2 protein-coding genes (1 of these 2 cut by a window edge) are annotated in these 13,893 nt (G+C 68.3%); both read right to left on the bottom strand.

Annotated elements, in window-relative coordinates; genetic code table 11:
• Nucleotides 1-5,869, bottom strand: the beginning of a protein-coding gene (locus AAFP35_RS05800) for a non-ribosomal peptide synthase/polyketide synthase (protein WP_419220605.1). 19,103 nt of this gene lie to the left of the window's left edge; the window shows 5,869 of its 24,972 coding nt (coding positions 1-5,869); its start codon is at nt 5,867-5,869; its stop codon lies beyond the left edge, outside the window.
• The gene (locus AAFP35_RS05795) at nt 5,866-13,893 is read right to left on the bottom strand and encodes an amino acid adenylation domain-containing protein (RefSeq protein WP_419220604.1); all 8,028 of its coding nucleotides are present in this window, start codon (nt 13,891-13,893) and stop codon (nt 5,866-5,868) included. Before AAFP35_RS05795 ends, AAFP35_RS05800 begins: the two co-directional genes overlap by 4 nt.

Below are 13,893 nucleotides of genomic sequence, written 5' to 3'. Positions count from 1 at the left end.
CCTGGTCGGTCACCGCCGCGTGCCAGGCGCGCGCCGAGGTGATCTCGGGCCGTATGGACACGTCCTGTCCCGCGACGACCTGACCCCACACGGTGATGACGTCTTCGAGCAGGATCGACCACGACACCGCATCCACGCCGAGATGGTGGATGGCCAGCACGACTCTGCCCGCGTCGGATCCCACGACGAGTTCGGCGGCCACCAGCCGACCCGCAGTCGGGTCCAACCTCCGCAGGGCGGCTGCGTGCGCCGTGCGCAGCGCCTCGTCGAAGACCTCCGATCCGACCGGAGCGGACACCACCGTCTGGGTGACCGTCGGACGCCCGCCGACACCCGACATCACCGCCCAGCCGTCATCGGTCGACACCAAGCGGGCCGACAGCATCGGGTGGGCGGCGATGACCTCGCCGAGTACCCGCTCGAGCACATCCGTGTGGAGGCCGTCCGGGGCCACCAGCACGACCGACTGCGAGAAATCTGCGATGTCGGCTACCGAATCGGAGAGTTCGGCCATCCACGCCACCACCGGAGGCGTCGCCACCTCCCCGACTCCGCCGTCGTCGGGTTCCTCGAGCAACGGCACGCGATCGCCGCCGCCCGTGACCACCCGGGCGAGTGCGCGAACCGACTTGTGTTCGAAGACATCTCGCGGAGAGACGACCATCCCGGCGGCACGCGCCGCCGACGCCAACTGGATCGACAGGATCGAATCGCCGCCGAGGGCGAAGAAGGACTCGACGACACTGATCCGATCGACCCCGAGCACTCCGGCCATCACCTCGGCGAGCCTGCGCTCCACCGAGGTCTCGGGGGCCACGTAATCCTCGGTGCCGGTGTCGATCACGGGGTCGGGCAATGCCCTGCGATCCAGTTTGCCCGCAGGCGTCAGCGGCAACCGGTCCAGCACGGCGATACTCGCCGGGACCATGTGCGCGGGCAACCGCGCGGCGACATGATCGCGCAGGCGTGCGGCGTCGACCGTGTCGTCGGCCGCCACGTAGGCGGCCAACGCGCTCGCCACCGAGCCCCCGACACCCACCACCACCGCCGCCGACACACCGGGATGGGAGGCCAGCGCCGCCTCGATCTCGCCGAGCTCGATGCGCAGACCGCGCAGCTTCACCTGATCGTCGCTGCGCCCGACGTATTCGAGTACCAGCTCGTCCGGTGCGACACGTCGCCACCGCACGACGTCGCCGGTGCGGTACATGCGTTCGCCGTCGCCGTGGGGATCGGCGACGAACCGCTCGGCGGTCAGTCCGGGCCGGTCGAGGTAGCCTCGCGCCAACGCGACACCGACCGCGTACAGGTCGCCGGGCACCCCCACCGGGACCGGGTGCAAGCGCGCGTCGAGCACCATCAGGCCGACTCCCGGCACCGGGCCACCGATGTGAACCGGCGAACCGGGCGTGAGGGCGCGACTCATCGCCACCGCAACCGATGCCTCGGTCGGGCCGTAGGCGTTGTAGAAGAGCAGACGGCCGGCCCAACGATCCACCAGGGCCTGCGAGACCGCCTCTCCCCCGGAGCCCAGGACCGCGAGTGCAGGCACCGACTCGGGCTCGAGGGTGGTCAGGACCGTCGGAGTCAGGAAGACATGCGTCAGTGCCTGCTCGCGGATGAACTGCGCCAGCTGGTCGCCGCCGAGCACCCCGTCCGGCCGATAGACCAGCGCGGCACCGGATGCCGAGGCCATCAGCCATTCCAGGATCGACGCGTCGAAACTCGGTGAGGCGAACCCGAGGACACGGGAGTCCGGACCGGTCCCGAAGCGATCGATCTCGGCGACCGCGAAATTGTGGATGCCCCGGTAGGAGACCGACACGCCCTTGGGCACCCCCGTGGACCCGGACGTGTAGATCACGTAGGCCACCGCGTCGAGATGTCGCGCAGCCACGAGTTCGGTGTCGTCGACCGGTCGGTCCTCGAACCGTTCGATACCGTCGGCCCCCGCGAGGTCCTCGATCGTCGTCCACTGCGGGCCGTCCGGCAGCGACGCACGTACCTGATCGGTGGTGAGACCATGGGCGACACCGGAATCGACGAGCATGTGCTCGATGCGGTCGGCCGGATAGTCCGGATCGACGGGCAGGTAGCCCGCGCCGGTCTTGGCGATCGCCCACATGGCGGTGAGCAGTTCCGGAGAACGGCCGAGAGCCAACGCGACGAGCGACTCCGCCCCGATCCCGCGCGAGATCAGCCATCGCGCCAGACGGTTGGCACGTGCATCGAGTTGCGCGTAGGTCAGCGCGACACCGTGGCCGTCGGTGACCGCGATCCGGTCCGGTTGCCGCAGAGTCAGTTCCGCGAACACATCCGCCAGATGCCGGGGCGTCGCGGCCGGGGCGCCCCGGACCGGAGTCAGACCGGCGCGGTCTTCCTCGTCGAGAAGAGATGCGTCGCCGACCGCGACACCAGGTTCTGCGGTCAACGCGTCGAGCAGCCGGACCAGTTGCGCCGCCAGGTGTTCGGCGGTCTCTTCGGAGTACAGGTCGGTCGCGTAGATCAGCGATCCGTGCCAGCGGTCGCCACCATCGGTGATCCCCACCGTGAGATCGACCTTGGCGGGAACCATGTCGACCGCCAACGAACTCACCTCGACCCCGGCGATGTCGTCGGCCAGCACACCCCCGCTCGCGAATTCGGCCAGCACCGACTGATCGAACGACAGCAGTACCTGGGTGAGCGGGGCGAATGCCTCCGAGCGCACCGGCGCGAGTCGCTCGACAATCGTCTCGAAGGGGACATCGGCGTGTGCGAAGGCGTCGAGGTCGACGGCGCGTACGTGCTCGAGAACGTCGAGAAACGAAGCGTCCGTGTCGATCTGCGTCCGCAGTACCAGGGTGTTGACGAACATGCCCACCAGCGGATCGAGGACCTGCTGTCCCCGACCCGCGATCGGGGTGCCGACCGCGATGTCGTCACCGGCCGACAGACGCGCCAACAACACCGACAGCGCCGCGTGCACCACCATGAACGGCGTGACCCCGCGTTCGCGGGCGAGGATCTCGATCCGGTCGATCACCCATCCGGGCACCTCGAACGACACCGGTGCCCCACGCAGGGACGCGACCGTCGGGCGTGGATGATCGGTGGGCAGCTCCAGAACATCGGGCAGGTCGGCCAACTGTTCCGACCAGTACGCGAGTTGTTGTCCGACCACCGATTCCGGATCATCGACGGTTCCCAGCACGTCGTGCTGCCAGATCGCGAAGTCGGCGAACTGCACGTCGAGCGGCGCGAACTCGGGCTCTTGCCCCGCGACGCGGGCCGCATAGGCAGCGACCACGTCGGCGACCAGTGGTCCCATGGACTCACCGTCTGCGGCGATGTGGTGGACCACCAGGGCGAACAGGTGCTCGCCACGACCGCGGTCCTGTAGGCGCGCCCGCAGCGGCCATTGTCGGGTGACGTCGAAACCTGTCGACACCGCGCTCTCGAGCGCTGCATCCGATTCCACCTCGTCCCAGTCCAGCCGCCCCGCCACCATCTCCGGACCGTCGATCGCCTGCACGGGCGTGCCGTCGATCGACGGGAACGTGGTGCGCAGCACCTCATGCCGGACCACCACATCGGCGAGCGCCGCCCGCAACGCCGTCGGGTCCAGATCACCGTCGAGACGCAGCAGGACCGGGATGTTGTAGGTGGCCGCCGACGGGTCGTATTGGTTGATGAACCACATCCGGGCCTGCGCGAAGGACAGCGGAATCCGCGCGGGTCGCGGTGTGGCGGGCAGCACCGGCGCCAAACCTGCCCGGCTGTCGGCGATGACGCCGGCGAGTCCGCGCACCGTGGGGGCCTCGAACACATCGCGGACCGACAGGTCGACGTTGAACGCCTCCCCCGCCCGGCCGACGATCCGTGCCACCGCCAACGAGTTGCCACCGAGATCGAACACCGACTCGGTGACACCCACACGGTCGAGGCCCAGAACGTCGGCGACGATCTCGGCCAGGATCTTCTCCGCATCGGTCGCGGGGGCCACATACTCTGCCGCACCCTGGATCTCGGGTTCCGGAAGACCGCGGCGGTCGAGTTTGCCGTTCACCGTCAGCGGCAACGCCTCGATCGGCATCACCACATCGGGCACCATGTAACCGGGCAGCGCTCCGGCCGCGGCGATGCGGATCTCGGCGCCGCTGAGTTCGGCGCCGTACTCGGGCACGACGTATCCGACGAGCAGCTCGTCGCCACCGTCGCGCTGCTTGACCGCGACCGCGGCCGCGTCCACGCCCGGGGCGGCCAGCAGAGCCGACTCCACCTCGCCGAGTTCGATGCGGAAACCACGCAGCTTCACCTGCGCGTCGGATCGTCCCAGGTACTCCAGACTGTCGTCGCGGCGGATCGCCACGTCGCCGCTGCGGTACATCCGCTCGCCGGTGAACGGATCGGCGACGAACCGCGTCGACGTCAATCCCGGACGTCCCAGGTAGCCGCGCGTGACCTGGGTGCCGCTGACATAGATCTCCCCGGGGACACCGTCGGGTACCGGCCGCAAGCGGTCGTCGAGCACGTGGATCGTCAGCTCCGGCAATCCCGCACCGACATCCGACCCCTTCGCCGTCTCGACGAACTCGGGGCTCAACGCCCGGAACGAGGAGTGCACCGTGGTCTCGGTGATGCCGTACATGTTCACCAGCACCGGACCGACGACGCCCTCGGACTCGAGTCGGTCGGCGTACCACCGGCGCACCTGTGCGAAATCGAGGGCCTCGCCCGCGAACACCATGTACCGAACGCTCGGCGGCAACCGGCGATGTCCCGGACGGACAGCTGCGGCGAGTTGGTAGAACGCCGACGGTGTCTGTGAGACCACCGTGACCGCCTCGGTGGTGAGCAGTTCGGCGAACTCGTCGGGACTGCGGGTGGTGAGGAAATCCACCACCACCAGCCGACCACCGAACAGCAGCGGGCCCCACATCTCGAACACCGACACGTCGAACGCGTACGAATGGAACATCGTCCAGACGTCATCGTGGGTGAATCCGTAGTGCCGCTGCGCCGCCGACATCAACTGCAGGACGCTGCGGTGTTCCACCACAACGCCTTTGGGCCGTCCCGTGGAGCCCGACGTGAAGATCATGTACGCCGCCGAGCGTGGGTCGACCGTGGTCGCAAGCCCCTCCGACCACTCGGCGCCACCGTCGACGAGTTCGTCGATGGTGCAACGCTCGACGGACAGGAAACCCAGTGCGTCGCGACCGTCGTGATCGGTGACGATCAGCGCGGGCGCCGCATCCTGCACGACGAACTCCAACCGCTCGGCCGGATGCGACGTGTCCAACGGCAGGTAGGTGGCACCACATTTGAGGATGCCAAGGATCGCCACCATCACGTCGACGGTGCGCGCGGTCGCCAACCCGACGACACCACCGGCCTCGACACCGGCGGCACGCAGCCCCGCGGCGACGGCATCCGAGCGGTCGTCGAGTTCCCGATAGGACAGCGATGCGCCGGTCAGATCGCTCACCGCCGTCCGGTCGGCGAAACGATGTGCTGCAGAACGGAACACACCCGGCAGCGAACCCCAGTCGGTGGTTCCGGCGACCGCACACGCGGCAGCCCGGATGTCGCCGAGCGCCGACTGGATAGCGGCGGCCAGACCCGCCGGATCGAGCCCGGTCTTGGGCACCAGAGTGGTGACGATGGCACTCACCGCCGCCTCGGTGTCCAGACCGCGCGCGACGAACACATCCGCCGTCGCCGACACCCGACCGTGCAACTGTGCGAAGGTCACCGGACCGTTCGGCCCGGTCAGGGCCGTCGTCTCCGGTTCCAGCGCGGTTGCGATGGTGATCAGGTCTCGCGTCGGCGGACGCTGCCCCCATCTCGTGGAAATGTCTGCCGCGTCGACACCGATTCCGATCACGTTCGTTCGCTGCCTTCCGGTCTCATCGAATCCGTGGGTTGCTCGTAGGGTTCTCGATGTCGGACGAGAACCGCATTCGCCCGGTCGGCCAGCTCGTGCAGCAACCGATCGAACTCTTCCGGTCCGGATTCGGCCAGCCCCGGGACCAGGGTCATCAACGCCATGGTCAGCGCCGAATCGATGTCGGGGGCGGCCGCGTTCATCGCCGCGACCATCACATCGAGATCACCGAAGGTCACCGGGATCGCACCGTCGACGGCCACCGCCTCGGGTTCTGCTGCTCCGGCCGTCGACACCAGTTCCGGAAGTCGGACCGGCGCCGACTCCTCGGTCGACGCCACCACCTCGTCGTCGAGATGGATCGCGATATCCCCGACCACGATCTCGGGCTCGTCGGCGACCGCGGCCAGCACCCGGACATACCGGGCGGCGATGCGCTCCACCGTGGAACGGTCGAACAGCTCTGTGGCGTAGAGGAATTGGGCACGCATGCCGCCGCCACGACGTTCCGGCTCCGGATCGTTCGGGTAGACGGTGAGTTGCAGGTCGACCTTCGCCGCCGTCAACTCCTCGTTCTCCGGGCCGACCGTCAGGTGCTCGAACTGCAACGTCGGGAACTCCAGATCCTGGAACGCCAACATCACCTGATAGACCGGGTTGTAGGAACTCGGCGGCCGCGACAGGATGCGCGATGCGATCGTGTCGAAGGCCACGTCGGTGTGCGACATGTCCGCGAGGTCGTCGTTGCGGACACGTTCGAGCAGATCGACGAATCGCTCGCCGGGATCGATGCGGGTGCGCAGGGCGAGCGTGTTGACGAACATGCCGACGACGTCCTCGAGACTCTGCTCGCCACGACCGGCGAACGGGGTCCCGATGACCACGTCGTCCCGTCCGGACAGGCGACTCAGCAGCAACGCGAAGACGGCGTGGGTGACCATGAACGCGGTCGTGTGGTGTTGCCGGGCAACCGCGTCCAGCCGACCCACCACCGATCCGGGGATCTCGAAATCGACTGCATCGCCGACGAAGTCGGGGGTCTTGGGACGTGGGCGATCGAACGGGAGGTCCAGTCGCTCGGGTGCGCCGGCCAGGCGCTGATCCCAGTACTCGAGCTGCCGTTGTTCCTCGGTGGCACCGTCCTCATCCACCACGGCGAGCCGTTCGGAGGCCCACAGACTGTAGTCGGCGTACTGGACCGCGAGTGGTTTCCACGCCGGCTCGGCGCCCGCGCTGCGTGCCGCGTATGCCGTCATGAGATCGCGGGCCAACGGCGCCATCGACGCGCCGTCGGCGCTGATGTGATGGACCACGACGGCGAAGACGTGCTCGGTGGCCGACACCCGCAGCAGCACCGCACGCACCGGCGGGTTGGTCGTGATGTCGAAACCCTGACCGGTGACCTCGGCGATCGCCTCGGGCAGGGACCCCTCCACCTCGCGGACCTCCACGGTGAGGTCGCTGTCGATGACGTCGGCCGGGATGATCACCTGGATCGGGTCACCGTTGATCATCGGATAGGTTGTCCGTAACGCCTCATGCCTGCGGACCAGGTCGGCGGTCGCCAATTGCAGTGCGGCGACGTCGAGTTCACCGGTGAACCGCAGCGCCATCGCGACGTTGTAGGCTGCCGTGTCCGGGTCGGCCCGGCTGATCAACCACAGCCCGCGCTGCATCCCGGAGACGGGGACCAGTTCGGCGCGGCTGCGCGCCAGTAGCGGCGGTGCACCATGGCCTGCCGGTCCACCGGACAACGCATGCGCCAGCGTGGCGACCGTCGGATATTCGAAGAGCAGCTTGACCGGCACCTGCCGATCGAGCAGCGCCGACAGTCGCGACGTCACCTTGGTCGCCGACAACGAGCTGCCGCCCAGATCGAAGAAGTCGGCGTCGGCGCCGACCCGGTCCTGTCCGAGCACCTGACCGAAGATGCCCGCGACCACCACCTCGAGCTGCGAGTTGGGGGCGCGATACGGGGTGGACGTCGAGAAGTCCGCGGGCGGAAGGGATTTCCGGTCGATCTTGCCGGCCGTGGTCAGCCGGAACCGGTCGACGATCACCACGGCCCGGGGAACCAGGTAGCCGGGCAGATGTGCCGCCGCATGTTCGAGGATGTGTGCGGAGGTCACCGCGGCGCCGTCCACCAGGGTCACGTACGAGACCAGTGCGTCCTCGCCGCCCGGGCCTGCCACGCCGAGGCTGACCACCTCGGTGACCTGCGGGTGGCGCAGGATCGCGGCGTCGACCTCGCCCGGCTCGATTCGCAGCCCACGGATCTTGAGCTGGAAGTCGGTGCGACCGAGGTAGTGCAGATCGCCGGAGGCACTGCGCATCGCGCGGTCACCGGTGCGATACATCCGGGCACCCGGCTCGAACGGGTCGGCGACGAACCGTGTCGCGGTGAGGTCGGTGCGGCGATGATAGGCCTGTCCCAATTGGATGCCGGACAGATAGAGCTCACCGGGCACACCGACCGGGACCGGCCGCAGCCCCTGGTCGAGCACCAGTGCTCCCACCCCCGGGACGGCAGGACCGATCGTCACCTCGTCGCCGTCGTGGAGCGGACCGGCCGCCGTGGCCCAGATGGTCACCTCGGTGGGGCCGTAGAGATTGAAGAAGGCCCGACCGGCTTTCGCCCAGCGTCGCATCAGGTCTGGCGGGCAGGCTTCGCCGACGCTGATCACCCGGGTCAGCGAGGGCACCGCGGCCGGTTCCAGCGTGGCCAGTGCCGACGGTGTCATCACCGCGTGGGTGACGCGGTGCCGATCGATCAGCTCGGCGAGATCGTCGCCGCCGAACACGCCTGCCGGGCTGACGACCAGCTCGGCTCCGGTGCACAACGCCATCGCCAGTTCGAAGATCGACGCGTCGAAACTCGGGGACGCGACGTGCAGCACCCGGGAACGCTGGTCGAGGCCCAGGATCTCCTGCTGGTTGGCGACCACATTGGCCAGACCCCGATGGCTGATCGCCGCGGCCTTCGGCCGTCCGGTGGACCCCGATGTGTAGATCAGGTAGGCGAGATCGTCGAGCAGGGGCTCCCGGGTCAGCTCCCGGTTGTGCACCGGCGCGCCGCTGTGACCAGCGAGTCGGAGCTCGACGTCCTCCTCGTCGATCACCAGCCAGGGCACCCCGGCCGGGGCCTTGTCGTGTACGTCCAGGGTGGTGAGCCCCAGGACGGCGCCGGAGTCGTCCAGGATCTCGGCGAGTCTGCTCGCGGGATGCGCCGGGTCGATGCTGACGAACGCGGCGCCGGACAGGGCGACCGCCACCGTCGCGATCACCGAGTGGTGCGACCGCGGGATGCACAGCGCCACCACCTGACCGGGGCCGATGCCTCGGCCGGCGAGTTCGCGGGCCAGCTGGTTTGTCTGCGCGGCCAGCGACGACCAGGTCACGGTGGCCGCACCGCCGATCGCCACGGCTGCCGGATTCGCCCGCGCCACACCGTCGACGAGCAGATCCCGCAAGGTCTCCGGGACGGCACGTGCGGCCGCGGGCACGGTGAGCGCCTCGACCTCCGCGGCGTCGAGCAGATCCAGGGCGGCGATCGGGCGGTCGGGGCCTGCGATCATGCCGCGCAGGACCGTGATCAGCTGCCGGACACACCGCTGCACCGACTGCTCGTCGAAAATGTCCGAGGCGTAGGACAATTCGAGGTCATAGCCGGAGCCGCGGACCTGATCGGTGACGGTGAGCGACAGATCGAATTTGGCGGACGGGACCCGTGCGTCGAGGAACTCGGCCGATTCGGTCAGCGAGTCCAGGATCTGGGCCTGGCCGGGGTGCATCGTCAGCGACACCTGGAACAGCGGTGTGTGTGCGGCCGAGCGCTCCGGCGCGACGGCCTCCACCACCCGCTCGAACGGGATGTCGGCGTGCGCCATGGCGCGGGTCCGGGTGTCGTGGGCGCGGTCGAGCAGATCAGCGACACGGTCGGCGGGATGCAGCGGTGTCCGCAGCACGACGGTGTTGACGAACATGCCGACGAGGTCGGCGGTGGCGGGCTCGTCCCGTCCGGCGACCGCGGTACCGATCGCCACCTCGTCGACATCGGCCCAACGCCCCAGCACCAGGGCGAACGCGGCATGCAGCACCGCGAACGGGGTCACGTTGTGCTGCCCGGCGAGGGTGCGGATGTCGGCGGCGAGCTCGTCGTCGATCGACGCGTCGACATATCCGCCGCCACCGGTGGCCAGAAGCGGACGGGGGTGATCGGTGGGCAGCGGCAGAAAACCCGGCAGTCCGTCGAGTTCCTCGACCCAGAAACGCAGCCCCTCGGCCGCGATCGGGGTCGGGTCGTCGGGCGTGCCGAGCAGTCGATGCTGCCACATCGCGAAGTCTGCGTACTGCACGTCGAGCGGCTCGGGAGCCGACCTCTCGCCCGCCACCCGCCGGGTGTAGGCGTCGAACAGATCCCGGATCAGCGGCAGCAGCGAGAATCCGTCACCGGCGATGTGGTGCAGCACCAGCAGGAGGACGACTCCGTCCTCGTCGCGCAGCACCCTGGCCCGGAACGGGATGTCTCCGACCAGGTCGAATCCGCGGGATGCCTCCGCGGCGATCACCTCGCCGAGACGCTCGCCCACCGATGCGACCTCGGTGTCGATCGACTCGAGTGCCTCGTCGAGCGACAGGATGACCTGTTCGGGTTCGCCACCCCGCGAACCGAAGCGTGTCCGCAGCGTCTCGTGTCGCCCGACCACATCGGCGATCGCTGCCGTCAACGCCTCGACATCGATGTCGTGTCCGAGTCGGACCGCGCCCGGCATGTTGTAGGTCGGCGCAGCCGGATCCATCCGGTTGACGAACCACAGTCGGGTCTGGGCATGCGAGAGCGGGATCGTCTCGGGCCGCTCGTCGACCCGGACCAGCGGCGGTCGTCCGTCGTCGGCCGGTCCCGACCGCTCCGCGATCTCGCCGACGTCGATCGCGGTGAAGACATCGGTCAGGTCGACACGGACCCGGTGTTCCACACGCGCTCGCGCCACCAGTCGGGCTGCCAACAGCGAGTCGCCACCGAGGGCGAAGATGTTGTCGCGCAGACCGACCCGCTCCACACCCAGCAGTTCGGCGATCAGCCTGGCCAGGGTCTGCTCGACGGGCGTGCGCGGCGCCTCATAGGCGAGGGCGGAACTCAGATCCGGGGCGGGCAGTCGTCTGCGGTCGAGTTTGCCCGTCGCCGTCACCGGGAACTGGTCGAGCAACACCGCGGCCGACGGCACCATGTGCGAGGGCAGATGACGTCGACACCACGAGAGGGCAGCTCCCTCGGTGACCGAACCGTCGTCGCATCGCAGATAGGCCACCAGGACCGGCCCCGGACCGAGATCGGTGCGCGGGACCACCGCGGCGCCGTCGATGCCCGGCATCCGGTCCAGGACCGACTCGATCTCGCCGGGCTCGATGCGCTGCCCGCGGATCTTGACCTGGAAATCGGTGCGCCCCAGGTAATCCAGCTCGCCGTCGATGCCCCAGCGCACCAGATCGCCGGTGCGGTACATCCGCGAGCCCGCCGGCCCGAAGGGGTTGGCCACGAACCGATCCGACGTCAGGTCACTGCGACCGACGTAACCGTCGGCCAGCTGGCAGCCCGACAGGTAGAGCTCGCCGGCCACGCCGGAGGGCACCTGGCGCAGCCGGGTGTCGAGGACGTGCACGTCCGTGTTGGCGACGGGGTGGCCGATCGGCACCGGGACGTCGGCGGGTGTCACCCGGTATTCGGTGACGTCGACGGCGGCCTCGGTCGGACCGTAGAGATTGACCAGATCCGCCGACGATCCCTGGAGCACCCGATCCGCGAGCAACCGGCCGAGCGCCTCACCCGAGGTGAAGATCCGCCGCATCGCATCGGGGAACAACGTGTCGTGGCCGTCGTTCTGCAGGACCTCGGTGTAGACGTCGAGCATCGACGGCACGAAATGCGCCACGTTGACGCCGTGCCGGGCGATCAGATCGAGAAGGTATTCGGGGTCGCGGTGTCCGCCCGGACGGGCGATCACGGTGCGCGCGCCGTGCGCCGGCGGCCACAGCAACTCCCACACCGACACGTCGAAGGTGAACGGCGTCTTGTACAGCACCCCGTCGCCGGGACCGATCGGGTAGTTGTCCTGCATCCACGCCAAACGGTTGAGTACCCCGCGATGCGACACCTGCACACCCTTTGGCGTGCCGGTGGACCCGGACGTGAACAACACGTAGGCGGGCTCGCCGCCCCCGCCGACCCGGGACACACGCGGCACGTCGCCGGGCGCCGTGTCGGGATCGAATCCGATGCGCCGCAGGTGTGCATCGTCGAGGACGAGTCGGGCGCCGACCGTCTCGGCGATCACCCGGCGCCGTTCGTCGGGGGCCTGCGGGTCCACCGGCACGTAGGCGGCGCCGAGGGTGAGCACGGCGTAGATGGCGGCCACCTGGGCCACACCACGGTCGAGCGCGACCACCACCCGATCGCCGCGACCGACCCCGTCTGCACGCAGCGAGTGAGCCAATTGCCTTCGCAGAGAATCGAATTCGGCATAGTTCCACTCACGCCCGGAGAACTCCAGGGCGACCGCGGCGGCATCGTCACGCACCTGCTGCTCGAATGCGTCGAGCAGATGATCGGTCGGAGCGGGCAGGTCGCGCCGCGGCCCCTTGCCGAGTTCGACCATCTCTGCCGATTCACCGTCGATCAGGATGTCCACATCCCCGATCACCGTGTCGAGGTCGGTGAACACCCGGTCGAGGAACACGAGCAATCGACGCAGGTGCACATCCATCTCGTCGGCCGTGTAGAGATTGGGGTTGCCGTGCAGGTCGACGACCAGTCGGGCACCCGGGCTGGCCTGGTAGATGTTGAGGCGCAGATCTTCGAGGATGCCGGAGGTCAGGATCTGGTAATCGACTGTGGCCCCGGTCATCTCGATCGGCTTGTCGAAGAACATGAGGTTGACGATCGGCCCGAACGACGCCGTGTTCGCGTCCTGCAATCCGGCGTCGAGACGGATGTCCTCGAACCGATAGCGTTGGTGGCGCAGCGCTCCGGTGAGTTCGAGCTGCGCCTGCTCGACCAGATCCCGCATCGACAACGACGACACGTCGCGCAGCCGAACCGGCAACATGTTGGCGAGCATTCCGCTTGCGCGCTTGATCTTGGCCGTGGCGCGGCCGGTGACCGGCAGACTCAACACGACATCATCGGTGCCGGCCATCCGGGCCAGATACGCGGAGAAGCCCGCGCTGAGCAGGACCGCCGCCGAGGTGTTCAGGTTCGCCGCGGTCCGGTCGAGCTCGTCCTGCTGCTCGACGGTCAGCTCCGAGCCGGAGACGATGTTGCGCGGTGACAGGGCCGCAGCGGCCGACTGCCGCGCCAGCGTGACCCGCTCGGGGAGATCGCGAACACGTTGCGCCCAGTACTCGTGGTCGGCGACCCGACGGCTGCCGTCGATGTAGGCCTTGTCGTCCTCGACTAGTTCAGCGAGGCTCGCGCCCGGCCGCGCGGTGTATTCGGTTCCGTCGATGGCGGCGTTGTATCGGTTCAGAATGTCACGAACGGCGGTCAACGCCGCATAACCGTCCAGAGCAATATGATGTGCACGGACGTACCAGAAATTCCGGTCATCGGCGACTCTGAGCAACGTGGAAATGACCAACCGATCAGCCCGCAAATCCATGTTCTGCTGGTAGTCGGCGTTCATCCATTCGCGCGCCGCCGACACCGGATCCGGTTTCTCACGGAAATCCAGAATGTCGAGATCGTTCTCGATGCTCTGGTCCACGATCTGCTTCGGCACCCCGTCGACCTCGACGATTCGGGTGAAGGCGAGTTCCTGCATCCGGCCGGTGGCGACCACGGCCTTGCGGAACTGTTGCAGATCGAGTGGGCGGTCGACATCCCGGATGTCGAGATACTGAGCAACGGTAACGGAATAATCGGGAGAGAGGTTCTCCGCAAACCACATCCCGCGTTGCGCAGCGGTGAGTTCGAGGGGGACGAGTCCTGCGTCGTCATCGGTGTTATGGGTGTTCTCGATTGACCCCAT

Source organism: Gordonia sp. CPCC 206044 (assembly GCF_048537895.1).
GTDB lineage: Bacteria > Actinomycetota > Actinomycetes > Mycobacteriales > Mycobacteriaceae > Gordonia.
Note: the sequence above shows the minus strand (reverse complement) of the source record. Positions and strands in the feature narration are given on the sequence as shown.